The following is a 20,730-nucleotide window of genomic DNA, read 5'->3' as shown; positions in this document are numbered from 1 at the left end:
GTGCTGCCCGCCGGACAGGAGACCTTATGCCGTTTCTCGCGCATCACCATGACTGCCTCGGCTGGAACGGTGAGATGGCGCAGCGCGTGCTGGCATTCGATTGGGCCTCCACTGAACTGGGCCCGATCCAGGACTGGTCACCCAGCCTGCGTGCCGCCGTGCAAATGGTGCTGGCGTGTCCGGTGCCGCTGGTCATGCTGTGGGGCCGCCACGGCTACATGGTCTACAACGATGCCTACGCCGTGTTTGCCGGCGGGCGTCATCCCTATCTGCTGGGTTGCCCCGTTGAACTGGGCTGGCCCGAAGTGGCCGACTTCAACCGCCATGTCATGGACGTCTGCCTCGGTGGCGGCACGCTGTCGTACCGCGACAAGGAACTCGTCCTGCTGCGCAACGGCCGCCCCGAAGACGTGTGGATGGATCTTTACTACAGCCCGCTGCCCGATGACACGGGCCGCCCGGCTGGCGTGCTTGCCATCGTGGTGGAAACCACCGAGCGCGTGCAGACCGAGCGCGAGCGGCAGGCCGCCGAGCAGGCCCTGCGCCAGTTGACCGAAACGCTGGAGCAACGCGTGGCCGACGCACTGTCTGCCCGCGCCGAAGTGGAAGCGCAATTGCGCCAGGCCCAGAAGATGGAAGCCATCGGCAACCTGACCGGCGGCGTCGCGCATGATTTCAACAACGTGCTGCAGGTGATTGCCGGCAACCTGCAGATGCTGGCCGTGGAAGCGCCGGGCAACACGCGCGTTCAGCACCGGGTGGCCGCTGCCACGCGCGCCGTGCAGCGCGGCGCCACGCTGGCCGCGCAATTGCTGGCCTTCGCGCGGCGCCAGCCACTCTCGCCTGCGGTGGTGAACCCGACACGGCTGATCCAGGGCATGAGCGAGATGCTGCACCGCGCGCTGGGCGAGGCCATCAAGGTGCAAACGCACCTGGCCGATGATCTGTGGCACGTGCAGGCCGACCGCAACCAGCTCGAGAACGCGCTGCTGAACCTTGCCATCAACGCACGCGATGCCATGCGCGGCGGCGGCGTGCTGACCATCGCCGCCACCAACGTCACGCTCGACAGCACGCAGGCGCAGGGGCGCGGCCAGCTTGCGCCCGGCGACTACGTCGTCTTCTCCGTTACCGACACCGGCGTGGGCATGCCGCCCGAAGTGGTCGAACACGTCTTCGAGCCCTTCTTCACCACCAAGCCCGACGGCCACGGCACAGGCTTGGGGCTCAGCATGGTGTTCGGCTTCGTCACGCAGAGCGGCGGGCATATCGCCATCGACAGCGCGGTCGGGCGGGGCACCACGGTGCGGCTTTACTTCCCGCGCAGCACGGTGGCCGCCCAGGACGATGCCCTGGACCTGCGCGATACCGTCGTCACGCCCATGGGCGGGCGCGAGACCATCCTCGTGGTGGAGGACGACACCGACGTGCGCCTGACCGCCGTCGACATGCTCACCCAGCTCGGCTACCGCGTGCTGACCGCCGCCAACGGCGAAGCCGCGCTGGAACTCATGAACAGCGGCACGCCCATCGATCTGTTGTTTACCGACGTGATCATGCCGGGCCCCATCAAGGGCGGCGAATTGTCGATCCGGGCGGCGCAACGCGTGCCGCCGCTACCGGTGCTGCTCGTTTCGGGCTACACGCGTGACGAGATACTGCACGACGGCAGGCTGCCGCCTGGCGTGACGCTGCTCGACAAACCTTACCGGCGCGATGACCTGGCGCGCATGGTGCGCAACGTGCTCGACAGCAGCCGCACAGTGCAGGCGCGGTTGCAGCCAACATCAACGACATCGGCAACGACATCGCCAGTGCCGTCCATCGACGTGCCTGCAACTGCAGACACGTCGCGACCGCCTACGGTGCTCCTGGTGGAAGACGACACTGCCTCCCGCGAAGCCATGCAGGAGGTGCTCGCCACCTTTGGCCTGCAATGCCTGGCCGCCGCCACTGCGGAAGACGCCCTCGCCCTGGCCCACACGCGCCCGGTTCAAGTGCTGCTGACCGACCTCACCCTGCCGGGCCGATCCGGCGCTGAGCTCGCCCGCACGCTGCGGCCGCTGCACCCACACATGGACGTACTGCTGATGACCGGTTACGGCGCGCACGCCGAGATTGGCGAGCCGATTCCGGGCGCACGCGTGCTCGCCAAGCCCGTCGAACTGACGCTGCTGCATGAAGCGCTGGCGCCATGGCTCGGTACGACCGTAAACGCGGCAACGCGACATGTGACGAACGCCGCATAATCGCTGCGTCCTGTCACAACTGACCGCGCCTGTCCGTCTAGGGAGCATCTTCCCTAGACGACACCTTCGCCATGACGTCACAACCACACCCCGACCGTGCTACCCGCACTGATCGCGAAGACACAGCCTTCAGCGCCGCGCGGCCTCGGCTTTTTGCGATTGCCTACCGCATGCTGGGCAGTCGGGCCGACGCGGAAGACGTTTTGCAGGACGCCTGGATGCGCTGGCACCAAACCGACCAGACCGCGCTGCAATCGGCCGAGGCGTGGCTAGTGACCGTCGTCACGCGCCTGTCGATCGACCGCCTGCGCGCCGCCAAAACCGAGCGCGAAGCCTACGTCGGCTGGTGGCTGCCCGAGCCGCTGGTTGAACCCGAAAGCCACGCCCACACGCCCGAAACCGCCGTGGAACTGGCAGGCGATGTGTCGATGGCCCTGCTGTGGGTGCTCGAGCGCCTGTCGCCCGAAGAGCGCGCGGCGTTTCTGATGCGCCAGGTATTCGATCAGGATTACTCGGAGATCGCCGCCCTGCTGGGCAAGACCGAAGCTGCGTGCCGGCAGATGGTGCACCGCGCATCAGACCGGGTGCAGCAGGAGCGCCCGCGCTTCGATGTCGCGCCCGATGCGCATCGGGATTTGCTCGAGCGCTTTGCGCAAGCCTCACGCACGGGCCAGCGCGATGCCATCCGCGCGCTGCTGGCAGATGACGCGCAACTCGTGGGCGACGGCGGTGGCAAGGTGCCGTCGTTCACGCGCATCATTCAAGACGCCGGTCAGATCACCAAGATCTACTGCGAGCTGGTGCGCGCCATGGGCGACGTCCGCTACGTGCAGGCCCGCGTGAACGGCGAGCCCGGCCTGCTGCGCTACGTGGATGGCAAGCTGGAATCGGCGCAGTCGTTCGTCATCGAGAACGGCCAGATCGTGGCCATCTACGTGGTGCGCAATCCGGACAAGCTGGCTCACATCGGCATCGGCGCATAAAAAAACAAAGTTTTCTTGCGGGGCTGTCACAACGCAGCCGCGCTAGGCGTCTTCAGGGTATGGAGCGACGCCAGGCACCCACCTGCCGCCTGCATCGGCTCGTTCATCAACTCAACCCCTCAGGAGCCACGTATGTCGCAAGCCCCCCGCATTGCCTACTTCCAACTCGCACCGAAGGCGTTCAACAACCTGCTGAACCTGTCCAACGGCCTGCGCCGCGACTTGCTGGGCGCAAGGCTGGTCGACCTCGTACTGCTGCGTGTGTCGCAAATCAACGGGTGCGCCTTCTGCATCGACATGCACTGGAGCGACCTGATGAAGATGGGCGAAGACCCGCGCCACCTGAACGCCGTGGCCGGCTGGCGCGAAGCGCCGTTCTTTACCGAGCGCGAGCGCGCTGCCCTGCGCTGGGCCGAGCTGGTCACCAACACGCCGCACAGCGATGCCAGCGACGAAGAATTCGCCCGCCTGCGCACGCACTTCAGCGATGAAGAGATCGCCGAACTGAGCTTTGTGATCGTCACCATCAACAGCTGGAACCTGCTGAACGTGAGCCTGCGCAACCCGGTGCCGCTGAACGCGCCGTATGCTGCAGCAGCTTGACAAGCACTGCGCCGTCGGTAGGACGATCGCTGTACAGCAGCGCTTGCGCCCACGCGTAGGCGCTGCACCGACAGGCTCAACAAGTTCAGCCGTGCAGGAAGCGCACCATCAGCACTTCGTCTGCATAGCCCGTGGTCGATTTGAGCGCGCGGGGCTCCACGCCGTAGGTCTCAAACCCGCAACGCTCGTACAGCGCCAGCGCTGCATCGTTGCCGCGTACCACCGACAAGGTGAGCTGCTGCACCAGGCCCGTTGCCGCCGCCACGATGCGATCCACCAGCGCCACACCCACGCCGCGCCCGCGCGCGGCCGGCGCCACGTAAAAGCCCCACAGAAAACCCTTGTGCGCGAGCTTCGCTATCGTTTGCTGCTTGAAGCCGATCATGCCGACGATGCGCACGTCGCTGCCCGTTCCGGCATAGGCGCCCAGCACGATGGTGGTCGCCAAGCGTTCGGCAAACGCTTCCGTAGAGAGCCCGGCTTCGGCCTCATAGGTTGATCCGAATGCGTCGGGCGAATCCTTGAGCGCAGCAAGACGAATGGCGCGGTAGTCAGCCACATCGTTTGCATCGGCAGAAGACAACTGACGGATCAAGACTGTGTTGTTCGAATTTGGGTTGGCGTTGGACATGGCTGGCAAGGCGATCGACGTGTAGGCGAAAAGCAAACGTAAGCGGCCAGTATCGCGCCAATCACACCCGCACGACCTACAGTGCCGCCTCCGTCCATGAAGCCGAGGGCTTTGTCCGTCAATTGGCCTATGTCGGCATGTGCCCAGGTACCTATGCTTCGGGAAACGCGAGTCAACAAATCTACAAACCGCGACAACCGGAACGGGGGGGAGCCATGGCCGAGCTTTTAATCGCCAAAGCGCAAGGCAGCAGCGCGCACACACAACCCACACCGGCACCGATTCCGCCCGACGCCCCGCGGCACGCACGCGGCATGCACGGCGCCGCGCTGGTGATGGCCGCCGCGCTGTCGCTGGGGCTGACTGCCTGCGGTGGCGGCGACGATGCCGGCACCACCACCCCGCCGACGAACAACAACACGCCAGCCCCCACCCCGTCACCCGCGCCCACACCGGCGCCCAAACCGACGCCATCGCCATCACCTGCGCCCACACCAACGCCGGCGCCCACACCTGCGCCCGCGCCTGCGCCGGCGACCTATTCCGTGGGCGGCACCGTCAGCGGGCTGACCAGCGGCAAGTCCGTCACGCTGCTGGACAACGGCGGCGATGCGGTTGTCGTCAACGCCAACGGCAGCTTCAACTTCCCCACCAAGCTCGCGCAGGGCAAACCCTATGCAGCGACGGTCGGCACACGTCCGGTGGGAGAGACCTGCACCGTCACCAACGGCAGCGGCACCGTGGGCACCAGCAACGTGACCACCATTGCGGTGGCCTGCACGCCCAAGCCCCTGTTCGGCTATGCGGTCAACTCCAATGACGGCACCATCTCCGCCTTCACACTGAATGCGACCACCGGGCTGCCCACGGCCATTGGTACAGCAGTCACGGTGGGCGCGGGCCCGCTGTCGCTGACCATCGACCCTGCGGGCAAGTTCGTCTACGTGGCCAACGCCAACGCGAACACCATCACCACGCTGTCCATCAATGCCGATACCGGCCTGCTGACGGTCGTGGGATCAGCCACCCCAACGGGTGTACAGCCGTACAGCATTGCGCGCACGCCCAACGGCAAGTTTGCGTACACGGCCAACTATGGAGACAACACGCTGTCGGCGTTCTCCGTCAACGCGGGCACCGGTGCACTGACCGCGCTCGCGCCCATCACCGCGGGGGCGAACCCGTACACGGTCGCCATCAACAGCGCAGGCACCTTCGCCTACGTGGTCAACGCCAACAGCGGCGCCACCCCGGGCACGGCCATGGCGTTTGCCGTCAACAACACAACGGGCGCACTCACGCAGGTGGGCACCACGGTCAACACGGGCAACACGCCGCAGTTCATCGCGGTCAACTCGGCGGGCACCTACGCCTATGTGACCAACGCCGCAGACAACACCATCAGCGTCTACAGCATCAGCAACACCGGGGCGCTCACCGCATCGGGCACACCGGTGGCGGCAGGCACCAACCCGTACTACATCGCCATCGCACCGTCGGGCGGCTTCATGTACGTGACCAACGTGCTGGCCAACACGGTCAGCGTCTTCAGCATCAACCCGTCCAACGGCGCCCTGACAGCGGTCGCCACCACACCCACCGGCAACGCGCCCGTGACCGTGCTCGTCAACCCCGCCGGCACCTTCGCCTATGTGGTCAGCGCCGTGGACAACAGCGTCAGCGCATACAGCATCGACAGCACCACCGGCAAGCTGACCGCCGTGGCAAGCGGGTCAGCCGCCACCGGCAACATCCCGCGCGGGATGGCGATTGTGGCGGTGCCGTGAGGTTGTAGTTGAGCTGAGCTGAATCGGTCTGCAGGAATGCAAAGCCCCTCGCGAAGGCGAGGGGCTCTGTTTTATTGCGGGGGTCCCACGCGGCAGCCCCGGCCAGCCTCACACATCAATCGCCGAAGTCGACTTCACCTTGCGGCGCAGCTCGTATTTCTGGATCTTGCCCGTCGACGTCTTGGGCAGCGGCCCGAAGAACACTGCCTTGGGCACCTTGAAGCCGGCCAGCAACGTCTTGCAATGTGCGATCAGGTCTTCTGCGGTGGCGGTGGCGCCGTCCTTGAGTTCAACGAAGGCGCAGGGCGTTTCGCCCCACTTGGCATCCGGCTGGGCAACCACGGCGGCAGCCAGCACGGCCGGGTGCCGATACAGCGCGTCCTCCACTTCCACGCTTGAGATGTTCTCGCCGCCCGAGATGATGATGTCCTTGCTGCGGTCCTTGATCTTGATGTAGCCGTCGGGCATGCAGACGCCCAGGTCGCCGGTGTGGAACCAGCCGCCGGCAAAGGCCTCGCGCGTGGCCTTCTCGTTCTTGAGATAGCCCTTCATGCAGATGTTGCCGCGGAACATGATTTCGCCAATGGTCTCGCCATCGGCCGGCACAGGCTGCATGGTCTCGGGGTTGAGCACCGCCACTTGCGATTGCAGGTGGTACCGCACGCCCTGGCGCGCCTTCATCGTCGCCCGGTCGTGCTCGGGCAGCGTACGCCATTCGTCCTGCTCGGCGCAGACGGCTGCAGGGCCGTACACCTCGGTCAAGCCGTAGACGTGCGTCAGCTCAAAGCCCATGGCTTCCATCTGCGCCAGCACGGCGGCCGGGGGCGGTGCACCCGCCACCATGCCGCGCACCGGCCCGCGCAGGCCCTCGCGCCACGACGGCGGCGCGTTCACCAGCGCGGTATGCACGATGGGCGCGGCGCAGTAGTGCGTCACGCCTTCGTCGCGCATGAGGTCGAACACCAGCTTCGGCTCGAACTTGCGCAGGCAGACATTCACGCCCGCACGCGCCGCGATCGTCCATGGGAAGCACCAGCCATTGCAGTGGAACATCGGCAGCGTCCAGAGATAGACGGGATGCTTGGGCAGATCCCACTCCAGGATGTTCGACACCGCGTTGATGGCCGCGCCGCGATGGTGATAGACCACGCCCTTCGGGTCGCCCGTGGTGCCCGAGGTGTAGTTCAGCGCAATGGCGTCCCACTCGTCGGCCGGCAACTGCCAGGCGTAGTGCGGGTCGCCCGAGGCCAGGAACGTTTCGTAATCGGTGTTGCCAAACGGCTCGGCCTGCGGGCCCAGGGCATCGTTCACGGCAATCACTTTCAGGCCGGGAATCTCCAGCGCCATCTGGCGGGCCAGGTCGGCAAACTCGGTGTCGGCCAGCAGCACACGGGCTTCGCCATGGCGCAGCATGAAGACCAGGTTGGCAGCATCCAGACGGATGTTCAGCGCGTTGAGCACGCCGCCCGCCATCGGCACCCCGAAGTGCGCCTCCACCATGGCAGGCGTGTTGGGCAGGAGCGCCGCCACCGTGTCGCCACGGCCGACGCCCGCCAGCGACAGCGCACTGGCCAGGCGCCGCGCGCGCTCATAGGTGTCGCGCCAGTTCTGGCGCGCCGGCCCGTGCACGATGGCCAGGCGGTCGCCATACACATCCGCCGCGCGGGCAAGAAACTCGATGGGTGTGAGCGGGACGAAGTTGGCCGCGTTGCGGGCCAGACCGCTATCAAAATCCGTGGGCATTGCTGTGTCTCCGTGCGCCGGGCGCTGTTGCTTTTTGTTGGGCAACGCTATCATCGGCCGGCTCCCGCACTCTGTCACCTGAGTGACAAACCGCCCGGAAACCCGCGCCGCCCCAAGGCTGACGGGTTTCTTACAAAGCGAAGGCAGAGCCCCACGCGCCCCCGCCACCCTTGACCGTGTGCCCACGCCTGCCATGACGACACCCCGTGCTCCGACGCCCGCCACGCAACTGCAAGGCCATGCGTGGTACACCGCGCTGGCGCCTGAACACCAGGCCCTGGCGGCGCGAGAAACCCTGCTGCAGGCCTTCGAGCCCGGCGCCTTCATTGCCCGCCGCGGCGAACCGTCCCGCTACTGGATCGGCGTGGACACCGGCCTCATCAAGCTGGCCGTGTACACCTCCGACGGGCGGGGCTGCACGTTCTCCGGCGTGCCTGCGGGCGGCTGGTGCGGCGAGGGCAGCGTCATCAAGCGCGAAGACCGCCGCTATGACGTGATCGCCATTCGCGCCTCGCACGTGCTGCTGGTGCCCGAACCCGTGTTCAATACGCTGCTCGCGCAGAGCTTGCCGTTTGCCAGCTTTGTGGTGCGCCAGCTCAACGAACGCATGGGTCAGCTCATTGCCACCGTGCAGAACGATCGCCTGCTGAGCGCCGATGCGCGCGTGGCGCAAGCGATTGCGCAGCTGTTCCACCCTGCCCTGTACCCGCGCACGAGCACCGTGCTGGAGCTGTCGCAAGAAGAGATCGGGCTGCTGACGGGGCTGTCGCGCCAGCGCGTGAACCGCGCGCTGCAACGGCTGGCCGAAGGCGGAATGATCGCGCTGTCATACCAGACCATTCGCGTGACCGACCTTGAGCGGCTGCGGCTTTTCGGTCTGTCGGAGTTGTAAGCGCCGCGCCCGACTCTGTCACCGGGGCGACATTGCGCCTGTTGCGCACAGACATAGAATCCTGCAACAGTCGCGCTTCATCCGCCGCCTTATCGGTCAGCCATGCCACTCATCAGCCGCGCCCACGTCCGTCTCTCGCGCCTGCGCTTTCCGTTTGCGGTGCGCGTGCAGGCTGAGCAGGGCACCGTATGCCTGCGCGATGCCAACGGCCGGCGCGAAGTACGCGCGGGCGACCCGTTCGTGGTGCCCGCCTTCGCGCATTTCGGTTGCGAGATTCCGGGCACCGTGTGGCATCCGTGCGCCATCACGTTCAAGGCCGTGCCCGACGCCGGCTGCCCGCGCATGGCCGCCATCCAGCATGACAAGCCCTGGGCGCGCGCATTCGCCACGCTGGTGTTCGAACACCCCGTGCAGGCGTGGAACGCCGCGCTGCTGAGCCATTGCTGGCAGGCCTGCCCGCGCCAGGTGCGTGCGCGTCTGTTTGCGGAAGGGGAAGCACTGCATGCGCTGGTGCGCGAGCAACGCGCCGCCTGGGCGCTGTACCGGCTGGCGCACACGTGCGGCAATGACGAGCCCGAAGCCGAAGCGCTGCACGCGCTGGCCCGGTGGGCCGGCCTCCGCAACGCGCGCACGCTGAATGAAACGTGCGCAAGCCTGTTCGGGGTGGAGCTGGCTGCCCTGCTGGCGGGCAGCGCAGATTCGGTCAGCGGTTCGGTGCACGGCAGCACCGCCCCGCTGGAGCGGTGGGCGCAGCCGCTGGCGATGGCCCTTTAAGCGCTGCGCCGCAACCGCGGCATCAATCGAAGATCACCCCACGCCGCACGCCCGCACGCGGCAGCGGGCTCGGCTCGCCAAGGATGTCGAGCACCGCATCTTCAATCGTGTCGGACAGCGCGTTGAGCGCGAGGTCGTTGTCTTCGGTGCCGAACGGGTCTTCGAGCTGCGAGGCGATGGCCTCGTGCGCCATGAAGGTGTACGCCACGAACACCGCAAACACGGGCGTGAAACTGCCGATGCTTTCCACCAGCCCAAACGGCAGTGCCGCGCAGAAGAAGTACACCGTGCGGTGGATCATGACCGAGTAAGCAAACGGCAGCGGCGTGCCCGCAATGCGCTCGCACCCGCCGGTGCTGTTCGACAACTCGTTGAGGTTGCGGTCGAACGCCAGGGCGGCGTACCCATCGAGCGCACCGGCTTGCGCGCGACGCTGCACCCATTCGCCCAGCCACTGCACGATGGCGATGGGACGGTAGCGCGCGGCCATCACGCGTTCGAGCAACGCTGCGGGCAGGCGCGCGGCGAGGTCTTCGCGTGCATCGGTGTGGCGCAACTGGTGGCGCAGCGCGTGCGGCAGCGCGCCCAGCACCTGTGCGAACTCGCGCACGTCGGCATCGGCTGCGGCACCGCTGGTGTCATGCGGGCCATCACCGCGCGGCAGCGTCAGCGCCTGGCGCGTGAGCGAACGCGCCGTGTTGAGCAACTGGCCCCAGAGCTTGCGGGCCTCCCAGTAACGGTCGTAGCTGGCGTTGTTGCGAAAGCCCAGGAACACTGCCAGCGCAATGCCGACGAGCGAGAACGGCGTCGTGCTCAGGTTGACGGAGACGGGCAGCAAGTGCGCATGCACCGCGATGGCCACCAACGACACGAGGAAGATCAGGAACAGACGAGGCAGGAGCTGCGGGAGCACCGATCCGCGCCATGCGAGCAGCATGCGGAACCAGTGCAGATGGGGGCGGACAACCATGGGAAGACGCGAATGCGTTGCAGGGGAGTGCGCGAATTATGGCAGAGGCAAGGCCGCGCGGATGCCTGCCTATGCCGTGCACCTCACTGCACCGCGCCAATGAACGCCGCCAGTTCCGCCGTCTTGGGGCTGGCAAACACCTCCTTGGCCGGCCCGCTTTCATGGATCAGCCCCTGGTGCATGAAGACGAGCTGATCGCCAACGTCACGGGCGAAGCGCATCTCGTGCGTGACCATGATCAGCGTCATGCCTTCGGCGGCGAGCTGCTTCACCACGGCCAGCACTTCGTTCACCAGTTCCGGATCGAGCGCAGAGGTGATCTCGTCGCACAGCAGCACCTTCGGCTGCATGGCCAGCGCGCGGGCAATGGCCACGCGCTGCTGCTGGCCGCCGCTGAGCTGGTCGGGGTACGCATCGAACTTATCGGCCAGGCCCACCTTGACGAGCATCTGACGCGCGAGGTCGTTGGCGTCGGCCTTCTTCATGCCCTTGACCACCACGGGCGACAGCGCCACGTTCTGACCGGCTGTGAGGTGCGGGAACAGGTTGAACTGCTGGAACACCATGCCGACGTTCAGGCGCAGCGCGCGCAACCGCGCGGGCGTGGCCTGCGAGCCCTGGAGCACCGCGTTGTCCACGACGATCTGCCCGTCGTCAATCGCTTCCAGCCCGTTGATGGACCGCAGCAGCGTGCTCTTGCCCGAGCCGCTGCGCCCAATGATGGCGACCACCTGGCCGGCCTCCACGCGCAGGTCGACGCCCTTGAGAACGTGGTTGTTGCCGTAATGCTTGTGTACGGCGCAGAGATCAACGAGCGGCATAGAGCTTCTTTTCCAGATGAGAGGCGTAAAGAGACAGCGGCCAGCACAGCGCGAAATACCCAATGGCCACCAGCCCGTAGATGAGGAATGGCTGGAAGGTGGCATTGGCCAGCACCGAACCCAGCTTGGACAGGTCTTCAAACCCGATGATGGAGGCCACCGCCGTGCCCTTGACGATCTGCACGGAGAACCCCACGGTGGGCGCAATCGACAGGCGCACCGCCTGCGGCAGCACCACGTGGCGCATCTGCTGGAAGTAGCCCATCGCCAGGCTGGAAGACGCCTCCCACTGCCCGCGCGGAATGGCCTCGACACAGCCGCGCCACACCTCGGCCAGATAGGCGCTGGTGTACAGCGTCAGTCCGATGGCGGCAGCCGTCCACGGCGACATCTCGAACCCCGCCATGGACGCACCAAAGAACACGATGAACATCTGCATGAGCAGCGGCGTGTTCTGGAAGAGCTGGATGTACGCCTTGCTCACGCGCTGCAGCGTGACGTTGCGCCCCACGCGGGCAAACAGCACCACCAGGCCGGCCGTGCCGCCCAGCGCAAAGGCCATGAGCGACAGCATGAGCGTGGCAAGCAGGCCCTCGCCCAGCTTGAGGAGAATGGGCAACAGAGGGATGTCGGCGATCATGCGGCGTCTCCAACGGAGGCGGCTGCGTTGGCAGGAGTAGCAAGCGGTGCAGCGGACACCGCAGGCGCGCGGCGCCCCACGACAAAGCGCTGCCCGATCCAGGCCAGCAACTGACGCAGCAACAGCGCCAGCGCAAAGTACAGCGCCGTCACCACCAGGTAGGTTTCAAACGCGCGGAAGTTGCGCGACTGGATAAAGTTGGCGGCAAAGGTCAGATCCTGCGCGGCAATCTGCGAGACGACCGACGTGCCCAGCATCACGATCACGATCTGGCTGCTCAGCGCCGGCCACACCTTCTGCAACGCGGGCCGCAGCACCACGTGCCGGAAGATGGCCCAGCGGCTCATTGCCAGCGCGTTGGCGGCTTCCAGCTGGCCGCGCGGTGTTTCTTGAATGCCTGCACGCACGATCTCTGTGATGTACGCGCCCAGGTTGACCACCGCGGTGAGCAACGCCGCCTGCCATTCGTTGATCTGGACGCCCAGCGAGGGCAAGCCGAAGAACACGAACATCAACTGCACGAGGAACGGCGTGTTGCGGATGCCCTCCACATACACCTTGAACAACGCATTGAACGGGGCGATGCGCCAGGCGCGGCACACACCCCCGGCAATGCCGATGGCGCCACCGAGCACCGCGCCCGCCGCCGTGAGCGCAAGCGTGAATGCCGCGCCCTGCGCGAGTTGGCCGCTGTAACTGAAGACAGCGCCAAAGTCGAATTGATAGGCCATGGAGGTCATCCGTGGCCCGGCACACCAACGTGGGCGCCGGGCCTGTGTTGCGAAGGCGTGCGTGTGCTTAGAGCTTGGCCGGCAGCGGCATCTTGATCCAGCGCTGCGACAGATCGTTCAGGCGGCCGTCCGTCTTCAGCTTGGTGATGACGGTGTTCACCTTGTCCAGCAGCGCGGGCTCGCCCTTGGCCACACCCACATAGCAAGGCGTGTCTTCCACGGGGAACTTCAGGTCGAGCTGGCGCAGCTTCGTGCGCTCGTTCACCGCGTTGGCGACGATGTTGCCCACCGTCACCAGCTGCACCTGGCCGATCAGGTAGCTCTGCGCCGTGGCGTTGTTGTCTTCATAGCGCTTGATGGTGGCCGACGCCGGCGCCACGGCCGAGAGCGCCAGATCTTCAGTCGAGCCGCGCGTGACGCCAATCGTCTTGCCGGCCAGATCTGCCGGCCCCTTGATCGACACATCCTTCGGGCCGTACACGCTCTTAGGGAACGGCGCATACGCCTGCGTGAAGTCGATCACCTTGGCGCGCTCGGCGTTCTTACCCAGGCTGGAGATGACGACATCCACCTTGCCCGTGGTCAGGAACGGAATACGGTTGGTGCTGGTGACGGGCACCAGCTCGGCCTTGACGCCGAGTTCCTTGGCGACGAGGTTGGCCATGTCGATGTCATAGCCCTGCAGCTTGAGGTCCGGACCGAGCGAGCCGAACGGCGGAAAGTCGTTCGGGATGGCCACGCGGATCACGCCGGCTTTCTGGATGTTGGCCAGCGCATCGGCATGGGCCGGGCGGCCGGGCAACAAAGCCGCAACAGCGCTTGCCGCCATGACGGCATGGAGGAAGAAGCGACGCGAGATGGGGCGCGAAGCGTGGCGGGCAGTGATGCGGGTCATTCAAAAACTCCTTCAGGAAATTCAGGATCAGGAAATCGAGGCGAGGCGAAACGAAGCCGGTTCGTGCTGCATGGGTTCGGGCGTGACAGGCGGCGCTGTCAGATCGATGCCGCTGCGGCGCGCGGCCGACAGCAGATGCGCACGCATGGCCTCTGCGCTGGCGGCGACATCGCCCGCGGCAATGGCCTGCACGATGGCGTTGTGCTCGTGCGCGGGGTGGTCGTCTGCGCCGTTGCGGGCAAAGGGCAGGCGCAGGCTGTGGCCGATGGCGTGTTCCAACTGGCCGGCCATCGCCATCAACCCGGGGTTGCCGGACAACTGCGCCAGCAGCAGGTGGAAGTGCAAATCCGCCTCTGCCGCGCTCAGCAAATCATTGCGCTCCAGCGCATGAGCCAACTGCTGCTGCAGCCATTGCAGGTGGCGCAGGCCAGCGGCATGCATGCGCGCGGCGGCCAGCGCCGTCCAGCCGGGCTCCAGCACGAGGCGCAGCTCGATCAACTGACGCGGCGACAGCGTGCCCAGCGCCGGCGTGGCAAACGGCCGGTGCATGCGCTCGGCACTCGCCCCTTCTGCGCCAAACGTCTGGCCGCGCACCACCACGCCCCGGCTGGGGAGGATGTCCACCAAGCCCAGCGTTTCGAGCACCGTCAGCGCCTCGCGCAACGACGCGCGGCTCACGCCCAGGCTTTCCGCCAACTCGCGCTGCGGCGGCAGGCGGCTGCCACTGGGGTACGCGCCGCTCAGGATGCGTTGCTGGAGTGCTTGCGCGACGGAGGATGGAATGCTGTGCATGGGCGGGGGGTGGAGAAAGACATGGTCGTGGTCTGACCGGTCGCCCACGGCTTATGCGAGTTTTGTGCCATGCAGCATAAAGCTGCGTGTTGCGCGGTATTGCGGGGGGTTGGTTGCCTGGGCTGTGCCCTTGGGTGAGGCGTGGGCTGGGGGTGCGGGGGATTGGGCGCTTGGAGTTGGTGCGGGGCGCACCGGTTTGGGACCTGTGGGCGATGAGGGAGCTGCGCGCTCCAACTAGCGTTGCACCAGTGGCAGAGCGGCGCGGCTATATTGCTTCACCAGAAGCGTGACCTCGATGGACGACGTAGACAACTCAGGCACATGGCGACAACTCCAACCTTCTACCCCTACAGCCCGGAGCCGCATCGGGGCATCGCGCAGTCAGTGCCCGTTGCGCGGAATGTCATCAAGCTGCGTCGTCATCTGCGGGCGATCCGTCGATCGGTTTTGTTAGCGCCCCTCACAGCCGAACGCATCCGCCCCGCCGCTCATCACTGATACTCCATCAGCACCGACATAGCGCCATTCACAGTGCCCGGCGTGACGTTGGCTTCGGTCTGAACGTATGACACCCGCATCGGGATCGAGAACGAACCGCCGGTTTCGCTGTTGTAATAAGCGATTCTGGTCGGCGTATCGAATACAACAGCCGCCCCTGCACTGTCAGTTACCCTGATCCTCACGCCTTTGGCGGTCGATTGGGCAGAAAGCGGCAATACTCCCGCTGACATCTCTACGTTGTCGCCCATCGGTTTGAGCCTGTAGAAAATCCTGTTGTATCCCTTTGGGCAGTTGTTAATGCTGATCTGGAAGCTGCGCTCGGCAGCCGTTGTCCCAATGCCAGCCAAGGTTCTTGCCCGGGTGGGTTGCAGTTCCAGCGTCTGACTTGGCACTGAGCAGGTTCCTTCGATCTTGGTCAGCCTCGTGCTAAGGCGGATGTAGTTATCGATCCTGCTGGATTCCGACGTTGTCTTTGTGAAAAACCAGAACTGAATTGGATCGGCGGTCGTTCCGTTGCCCAATTCTGGGGAAGCGTCCCTCAGCAATTGAATTTCGATCGGTGAAGAAAATTTTATGGACGGTTGATTTTCATCCAGCTTTGTCTGTGGTTCCCCATTGACGAGGACTTGCATCCTCAAGCCTTTGATTTCTGTGATGACGGTCGGTCCGTTTGATACCAAGCCCGGTACGTCACCCGAGGCGACATGAACATAGCTAATCGGACGGAAATTCACCAACCTGCATGTGCCCTCGCCACATAACGCTTGAGGCGTCAAATAGGCTCTCGCCACAACGGTATTGGCCGCAACATCCCGGGGCAGTGAGAGTGCGGTAGGAAAAGGGCGGAAGTCTGCGCCAAAAGCGGACGTGGCCGCAGTCAAGCCCAGCGTCGTTGCTACTGCCCGTTTCACCACGCGCATGGCTTTCAGACCCAGCCGCTGCATCTTCATTAGTCTCTCCTCCATATGCTCGGCAGTTTTGGAACCGCGTGCCTGGCGCATCGGCCTATTGCACGGTCCTTCCACCGAAATTAGGTACACGTTTCAGTCGTTGGGGGATACCCAGGATGCGCCCGGCTATCGCAAACACAGCGCTACGCAGGATGGTGCGATAACGGCTGGGCACATGGAGGTTGATTCTGTGTATCGAGGGATGTTGGCGGTATCAGACCAATCCTAAGACCGTAAGCGCCGGGTGAAGAATCCGCGCGGTCTGGTTTGACGCTGTAGCAACTCAGACAGCCAGCAAACGGCAGGGATACTGCGAGGCATCTATGGGTCTCGTCAGGAAGAACGCCATGGCAACTATTCGAGTCTGCGCATGCTGCGGCCAATCCTTCATCCCACGCTCGCAAGTTCCGAATCAGACGTACTGCTCCATGCCGGCCTGCCAACGAGCGCGGCGACAGCGTTGGCAGCACGAGAAGATGGCGAACGATCCGGACTACCGAGAAAACCAAAAACGCAGTCAACGCGCTTGGCATGAGCGGCATCCGGAGTACTGGCAGCAGTACCGGAACGCCGCAGCTAAAGGCGGGGAAACTAAGGACACGCACAAGAGGGGCCAGGACTCCTCGTATGCCGGCTCACTCCCGCCCAACTTCCCGGCTGGCCTCTACCGAATCGAGCCTGTTTTCCAACCGAGCGGCGCAACAATGGACGCGTGGATCGTACGAATGACGCCCGTGTATCTCGACCACTGATGCAAAAAAGACGTGTGCAAACATAGGACGTCATAGGCGGCGCATCGAACAACCGTTACCGTTTCTTCCATGTGAATCCTGGCCCATCCTGCGAGGCAGGAAATAGGCCTTTGAATCCACAGGCGCCCACGTCCGTTAGCTGGCATTGGCGGAAAAAACTCTACGCGGTTGGACGTATGGCCGAAACATTTTCGAGACCTCCCGACGAGCCGTTCCTGCTTCGTGGCGCCGAGTACGTTCGGATGTCGACAGAGCACCAGCAGTACTCAACACAGAATCAGGCGGACAAGATTCGCGAGTACGCCCAGCGTCGCGGTATCCAGATTGTGCGGACCTATGCCGACGAGGGTAAGAGTGGCCTTCGTCTCGACGGCCGCCAAGCACTACAGCAACTCATCAAGGACGTGGAGTCGGGCACTGCAGACTTCCAAGTCATCCTGGTCTACGACGTCAGTCGTTGGGGCAGATTCCAAGACGCCGATGAGAGTGCCTATTACGAGTACATCTGCCGCCGTGCTGGCATCCAAGTAGCCTACTGCGCGGAACAGTTTGAGAACGACGGTTCACCGGTCTCGACTATCGTCAAAGGCGTCAAGCGGGCCATGGCTGGCGAGTACAGCCGCGAGCTGTCTGCCAAAGTGTTCGCCGGCCAATGTCGCCTCATTGAACTGGGGTATCGACAGGGTGGATCGGCGGGATATGGCCTGCGGCGCGTCCTGGTCGACCAGTTGGGCAGCGTGCGAGCTGAGCTTGCGCACGGCCAGCAAAAGAGCCTGCAAACCGATCGCGTCATCCTGATGCCAGGACCGGACGAAGAAACCACAACGGTCAATCAAATCTACCGATGGTTTATTGACGGCAACTTACTAGAGTCGGAAATCGCCGGTCGGCTCAACGCCAGCGGGATTCGCACAGACCTCGGTCACGAATGGACACGCGCAACGGTGCGCCAAGTGCTGTCCAACGAAAAGTACATCGGCAACAACGTCTACAACCGGACGTCTTTCAAACTCAAGAAGCATCGGGTGGTCAACGGACCTGAAATGTGGATTCGCAGGGACGGGGCTTTCGAAGCCATCGTGTCACCCGAACTGTTCTATACAGCGCAAGGCATTCTGCGCGCCCGTGCACGGCGATTCAGCGACGAAGAACTGTTGGATAAGCTGCGTAATCTCTATCGCAGTCGGGGTTTCTTGTCGGGCCTGATCATCGACGAAACGGAAGGCATGCCTTCGGCCGCAGCCTATGCACACCGCTTCGGTAGTCTTGTTCGAGCGTATCAAGCGGTCGGCTTTACGCCGGATCGTGATTACCACTACATCGAAATCAATCGCTTCTTGCGGCGTTTGCATCCGCAAATCATCGGGCATACGGAGCGGATGATTGCCGAACTAGGTGGCTCAGTAGAACGTGACTCGGCAACCGACCTGCTCACTGTCAATCGCGAGTTCAGTGTTTCGATCGTCTTGTCCCGCTGTCAGATACTGGAGACTGGCAGTCACCGCTGGAAGGTGCGCTTTGATGCTGGCCTTCTTCCCGACATCACTGTAGCCGTGAGGCTCGACACGGCCAACGAAGGACCGCTGGACTACTACCTGTTGCCACGGTTGGACTTTGGTTTGCCACGCATCAGCTTGGCCGATCACAACAGATTCGAACTGGAGACCTATCGATTCGGCAACTTGGACTACCTCTATGGCATGGCCGAGCGCAGCCGCATCAGGAGGGCCGCATGACGAGGAAACACGCAAAGCCTGACCTGCGCATGATTCCGCTGGACACTATCGAAGTCCTCAACCCCCGGGACCGCAACGCACAGTGAATCGCCCCGGCCCCAGTAGACACCTGTGAGCCTCAAACTAGAGGTTAGACAGGAGTTGCGATGAGTGCGCAGAGATACACCGAAGAATTCAAGGTTGAGGCGGTCAATCAGGTCTTGGACAGAGGCCACAGCGTGGCCGAGGTCGCGCAGCGGTTAGGCGTGAGCCAGCACAGCCTGTACCAGTGGATCAAACAGCGACGCCAGCCCGTGGCAGAGCCGCAAGGGCAGGTATCGCAATCCGAGGAGGTACGTAGGCTCAAGGCCGAGCTCAAACGGGTGACCGAGGAGCGCGACATCCTAAAAAAGGCCGCAGCGTACTTTGCCAAGCAGTCCGGGTGAGGTACGCCTTCATCAAGGCGCACGCGGGTCAATACAGCGTGCGCCGTCTGTGCAAAGCGATGGCGGTGCATCCCAGCGGTTATTACGCGTGGCAGGCGCAGCCCTTGAGCCCGCGTGCGAAGGACGACCAGCGCCTGCTTGGACTACTCAAGCAGGCGTGGTTGGAGAGCGGCGGGGTCTATGGCTATCGCAAGCTCACCCTGGACATGCGCGACTTGGGTGAGCGCTGCGGCAAACACCGCGTGGCGCGGCTGCTCAAGGCCGAGGGATTGCGTTCTCAATCAGGCTACCGCCGACGCCCTGCCGGGCGTGCCGGCAAGCCGGCGGTGGTCGCCCCCAATCATCTGCAGCGGCAGTTCACAGTCGACGCTCCGAACCAGTCCTGGGTGACCGATATCACCTATATCCGTACACACGAAGGCTGGCTGTACCTGAGCGTGGTCATCGACCTGTGGTCACGCATGGTCGTCGGGTGGTCCATGGGGCAGCGCATCGATACCCAGTTGGCGCTGGATGCCTTGCTGATGGCGCTGTGGCGGCGCCGCCCGCACCAGCAGGTGCTGATTCACTCGGATCAGGGGTGTCAGTTCACCGGCCACACCTGGCAAAGCTTCCTGCGCGAGCACAACCTGCTGTGCAGCATGAGCCGGCGCGGCAACTGCCACGACAACGCCGTGGCGGAGAGCTTCTTCCAGTTGCTCAAACGCGAGCGGGTGCGCCGACAGATCTATGCCACACGGCAGGAGGCCAAGTCCGACGTCTTCAACTACATCGAGATGTTCTACAACCCAACACGGCGCCATTCGAGCGCCAACGGACTATCGCCGGTAGAGTTCGAACAACGCCATTCCCCACGGCTCGTGGGTGTCTAGGAAAGTCGGGGCGATTCAGACACTGGAGCGTCAGTGTCAAACACTGGAGTTTCACCCTCAGACACTGAAGCGTCAGTGTCAAACACTGGAGCTTCACCCTCAGACACTGGAGCGTCAGTGTCAAACACTGGAGCTTCACCGTCAGACACTGAAGCGTCAGTGTCAAACACTGGAGCTTCACCCTCAAACACTGAAGCGTCAGTGTCAGATACTCGAACTGCAGCCGCTCAGGCTATCGCTCAAAGCACAAGCGCCGGCGCGGGGTAAACGGTGCGCGCCGTGTAATGCGCGACCGCTTTCCGTCAAAAATTGTGCGTGGCATTGAGATACGCAGCAACGGTGCCCAACATCTGCGTGTCGTGCCGACCGGCACGACGCTGACAGCTGCATTAGAAGGATTTCAATGTCTCAAAACCTGATTTCGTTTCAACTCAGCGCCACCGACGTAACCGCCATTGATGGCGCCCTGAAGACCCTGGAAGAAAAGCTCGTCGGCCTGATCGGCCTGTCGACCGAACAACGCAGCAAGCTCATGAAGATGGGCCACAAGTCTGAAGCGTTCTGCCGCGAAGCCGTGGAACTGCTCAGCAACAACCCCGGCGTGCTGCCTGGTAACTTCAATCTGCAGGAAATGCGCCGCGACCTGGCGGGCTTTGACACCCTGCGCCCCCGTGTCGCCCGTGTGGACAAGCTGCTGGAACGGATGCGCGATTCGCAACTGGCGATGGGTAGTGATCTGATGTCGGCTGCGCTGGAGGGTTACACGTACTTGAAGGTTGCGGGCAAGGGAGAAGGGTTGGAGGGGGCGCGACGGGCGCTGTCGACTCGGTTTAGTCGGAGGCCGAGGAAGAAGGCGGAGGAGACTGCGCAGTGAGGTGATTGGTTGTTGATGGATTGAAGGAAGCCGCCCTTTGGGCGGTTTCTTCTTTTTTGTGGGTTCTTCGATGATAACTACCCCAGTGTCTACCGAGATTGGCTACACG

At 64.0% G+C, this 20,730-nt stretch carries 18 protein-coding genes; 9 read left to right on the top strand and 9 right to left on the bottom strand.

Annotated features, from left to right (window positions below; genetic code table 11):
- Positions 1–26 precede the first annotated feature (26 nt).
- The 3 genes from RP6297_RS00135 (at position 27) to RP6297_RS00125 (ending at position 3,835) form a co-directional block, all read left to right on the top strand.
- On the top strand, positions 27–2,249 hold the full coding sequence (locus RP6297_RS00135) for a response regulator (RefSeq protein WP_037027943.1): 2,223 nt from the start codon (positions 27–29) through the stop codon (positions 2,247–2,249).
- Positions 2,250–2,320: 71 nt separating this feature from the next.
- Positions 2,321–3,232 carry an RNA polymerase sigma-70 factor gene (locus RP6297_RS00130; RefSeq protein ID WP_037027942.1) on the top strand — a complete coding sequence of 304 codons (912 nt, stop codon included), beginning with the start codon at positions 2,321–2,323 and terminating at the stop codon, positions 3,230–3,232.
- A gap of 132 nt (positions 3,233–3,364) precedes the next feature.
- A complete protein-coding gene (locus tag RP6297_RS00125) occupies positions 3,365–3,835 on the top strand; it encodes a carboxymuconolactone decarboxylase family protein (protein WP_012760860.1) in 471 nt (156 codons plus the stop codon).
- Between the two features lie 85 nt (positions 3,836–3,920).
- On the opposite strand, the gene RP6297_RS00120 is transcribed toward RP6297_RS00125, so the two are convergent.
- Complete coding sequence (locus RP6297_RS00120) at positions 3,921–4,466, bottom strand: GNAT family N-acetyltransferase (RefSeq protein WP_037028764.1); 546 nt, start codon at positions 4,464–4,466, stop codon at positions 3,921–3,923.
- A gap of 215 nt (positions 4,467–4,681) precedes the next feature.
- Between RP6297_RS00120 and RP6297_RS00115 the strand changes: the two genes are divergently transcribed.
- Positions 4,682–6,253, top strand: coding sequence for a lactonase family protein (locus RP6297_RS00115; RefSeq protein WP_037027939.1), 1,572 nt, complete (start codon positions 4,682–4,684; stop codon positions 6,251–6,253).
- A 108-nt stretch (positions 6,254–6,361) separates the two neighbouring features.
- On the opposite strand, the gene RP6297_RS00110 is transcribed toward RP6297_RS00115, so the two are convergent.
- Entirely contained in the window at positions 6,362–7,996 is a 1,635-nt protein-coding gene (locus RP6297_RS00110) for an acyl-CoA synthetase (protein WP_037027938.1), read from the bottom strand.
- A gap of 193 nt (positions 7,997–8,189) precedes the next feature.
- Between RP6297_RS00110 and RP6297_RS00105 the strand changes: the two genes are divergently transcribed.
- Both RP6297_RS00105 and RP6297_RS00100 read left to right on the top strand, forming a co-directional pair.
- Positions 8,190–8,888 carry a Crp/Fnr family transcriptional regulator gene (locus RP6297_RS00105; protein ID WP_037027937.1) on the top strand — a complete coding sequence of 233 codons (699 nt, stop codon included), beginning with the start codon at positions 8,190–8,192 and terminating at the stop codon, positions 8,886–8,888.
- A 102-nt stretch (positions 8,889–8,990) separates the two neighbouring features.
- Entirely contained in the window at positions 8,991–9,662 is a 672-nt protein-coding gene (locus RP6297_RS00100) for a hypothetical protein (protein WP_037027935.1), read from the top strand.
- A gap of 22 nt (positions 9,663–9,684) precedes the next feature.
- Here the strand turns inward: RP6297_RS00100 and RP6297_RS00095 are convergent, their stop codons facing one another.
- The 7 genes from RP6297_RS00095 to RP6297_RS00065 all read right to left on the bottom strand — a co-directional run bounded on the left by RP6297_RS00095 (position 9,685) and on the right by RP6297_RS00065 (position 15,962).
- Positions 9,685–10,632 (bottom strand): bestrophin family protein, encoded by a 948-nt coding sequence (locus tag RP6297_RS00095; RefSeq protein WP_037027931.1) that lies wholly within the window; start codon positions 10,630–10,632, stop codon positions 9,685–9,687.
- 83 nt (positions 10,633–10,715) lie between these two features.
- Positions 10,716–11,453 carry an amino acid ABC transporter ATP-binding protein gene (locus RP6297_RS00090; protein ID WP_012760853.1) on the bottom strand — a complete coding sequence of 246 codons (738 nt, stop codon included), beginning with the start codon at positions 11,451–11,453 and terminating at the stop codon, positions 10,716–10,718.
- A complete protein-coding gene (locus tag RP6297_RS00085; RefSeq protein ID WP_037027929.1) occupies positions 11,440–12,093 on the bottom strand; it encodes an amino acid ABC transporter permease in 654 nt (217 codons plus the stop codon). Before RP6297_RS00085 ends, RP6297_RS00090 begins: the two co-directional genes overlap by 14 nt.
- Complete coding sequence (locus RP6297_RS00080) at positions 12,090–12,824, bottom strand: amino acid ABC transporter permease (RefSeq protein WP_037028762.1); 735 nt, start codon at positions 12,822–12,824, stop codon at positions 12,090–12,092. The genes RP6297_RS00085 and RP6297_RS00080 overlap by 4 nt, the downstream gene beginning before the upstream one ends.
- A 67-nt stretch (positions 12,825–12,891) precedes the next feature.
- Entirely contained in the window at positions 12,892–13,719 is an 828-nt protein-coding gene (locus RP6297_RS00075) for a transporter substrate-binding domain-containing protein (RefSeq protein WP_037027927.1), read from the bottom strand.
- 27 nt (positions 13,720–13,746) lie between these two features.
- On the bottom strand, positions 13,747–14,511 hold the full coding sequence (locus RP6297_RS00070; protein WP_037027924.1) for a FadR/GntR family transcriptional regulator: 765 nt from the start codon (positions 14,509–14,511) through the stop codon (positions 13,747–13,749).
- A 491-nt stretch (positions 14,512–15,002) separates the two neighbouring features.
- On the bottom strand, positions 15,003–15,962 hold the full coding sequence (locus RP6297_RS00065) for a fimbrial protein (protein ID WP_037028760.1): 960 nt from the start codon (positions 15,960–15,962) through the stop codon (positions 15,003–15,005).
- A 928-nt stretch (positions 15,963–16,890) separates the two neighbouring features.
- Between RP6297_RS00065 and RP6297_RS00060 the strand changes: the two genes are divergently transcribed.
- From RP6297_RS00060 to RP6297_RS00050, 3 genes are all read left to right on the top strand, one after another.
- Complete coding sequence (locus tag RP6297_RS00060) at positions 16,891–18,450, top strand: recombinase family protein (protein ID WP_223293251.1); 1,560 nt, start codon at positions 16,891–16,893, stop codon at positions 18,448–18,450.
- A 146-nt stretch (positions 18,451–18,596) separates the two neighbouring features.
- A protein-coding gene (locus RP6297_RS00055; protein WP_086003189.1) for an IS3 family transposase occupies positions 18,597–19,747 on the top strand; the annotation gives its coding sequence in 2 pieces (ribosomal slippage) (positions 18,597–18,843 and positions 18,843–19,747; 1,152 coding nt in all).
- A 403-nt stretch (positions 19,748–20,150) separates the two neighbouring features.
- Positions 20,151–20,621, top strand: coding sequence for a hypothetical protein (locus tag RP6297_RS00050; RefSeq protein ID WP_037027922.1), 471 nt, complete (start codon positions 20,151–20,153; stop codon positions 20,619–20,621).
- Positions 20,622–20,730 lie beyond the last annotated feature (109 nt).

This window comes from Ralstonia pickettii, from assembly GCF_016466415.2.
GTDB lineage: Bacteria > Pseudomonadota > Gammaproteobacteria > Burkholderiales > Burkholderiaceae > Ralstonia > Ralstonia pickettii.
This window is presented reverse-complemented; position numbering and strand designations above follow the sequence as displayed.

What these genes read in the sequence shown, in the direction of transcription:
- RP6297_RS00125 (WP_012760860.1), top strand. Translation starts at nt 3,365, where the DNA reads ATGTCGCAAGCCCCCCGCATTGCCTACTTCCAACTCGCACCGAAGGCG.
- RP6297_RS00090 (WP_012760853.1), bottom strand. Translation starts at nt 11,453, where the DNA reads ATGCCGCTCGTTGATCTCTGCGCCGTACACAAGCATTACGGCAACAAC.
- RP6297_RS00050 (WP_037027922.1), top strand. Translation starts at nt 20,151, where the DNA reads ATGTCTCAAAACCTGATTTCGTTTCAACTCAGCGCCACCGACGTAACC.
- RP6297_RS00100 (WP_037027935.1), top strand. Translation starts at nt 8,991, where the DNA reads ATGCCACTCATCAGCCGCGCCCACGTCCGTCTCTCGCGCCTGCGCTTT.
- RP6297_RS00095 (WP_037027931.1), bottom strand. Translation starts at nt 10,632, where the DNA reads ATGGTTGTCCGCCCCCATCTGCACTGGTTCCGCATGCTGCTCGCATGG.
- RP6297_RS00060 (WP_223293251.1), top strand. Translation starts at nt 16,891, where the DNA reads ATGGCCGAAACATTTTCGAGACCTCCCGACGAGCCGTTCCTGCTTCGT.
- RP6297_RS00130 (WP_037027942.1), top strand. Translation starts at nt 2,321, where the DNA reads ATGACGTCACAACCACACCCCGACCGTGCTACCCGCACTGATCGCGAA.
- RP6297_RS00110 (WP_037027938.1), bottom strand. Translation starts at nt 7,996, where the DNA reads ATGCCCACGGATTTTGATAGCGGTCTGGCCCGCAACGCGGCCAACTTC.
- RP6297_RS00070 (WP_037027924.1), bottom strand. Translation starts at nt 14,511, where the DNA reads ATGCACAGCATTCCATCCTCCGTCGCGCAAGCACTCCAGCAACGCATC.
- RP6297_RS00105 (WP_037027937.1), top strand. Translation starts at nt 8,190, where the DNA reads ATGACGACACCCCGTGCTCCGACGCCCGCCACGCAACTGCAAGGCCAT.
- RP6297_RS00080 (WP_037028762.1), bottom strand. Translation starts at nt 12,824, where the DNA reads ATGGCCTATCAATTCGACTTTGGCGCTGTCTTCAGTTACAGCGGCCAA.
- RP6297_RS00120 (WP_037028764.1), bottom strand. Translation starts at nt 4,466, where the DNA reads ATGTCCAACGCCAACCCAAATTCGAACAACACAGTCTTGATCCGTCAG.
- RP6297_RS00085 (WP_037027929.1), bottom strand. Translation starts at nt 12,093, where the DNA reads ATGATCGCCGACATCCCTCTGTTGCCCATTCTCCTCAAGCTGGGCGAG.
- RP6297_RS00065 (WP_037028760.1), bottom strand. Translation starts at nt 15,962, where the DNA reads ATGAAGATGCAGCGGCTGGGTCTGAAAGCCATGCGCGTGGTGAAACGG.
- RP6297_RS00115 (WP_037027939.1), top strand. Translation starts at nt 4,682, where the DNA reads ATGGCCGAGCTTTTAATCGCCAAAGCGCAAGGCAGCAGCGCGCACACA.
- RP6297_RS00135 (WP_037027943.1), top strand. Translation starts at nt 27, where the DNA reads ATGCCGTTTCTCGCGCATCACCATGACTGCCTCGGCTGGAACGGTGAG.
- RP6297_RS00075 (WP_037027927.1), bottom strand. Translation starts at nt 13,719, where the DNA reads ATGACCCGCATCACTGCCCGCCACGCTTCGCGCCCCATCTCGCGTCGC.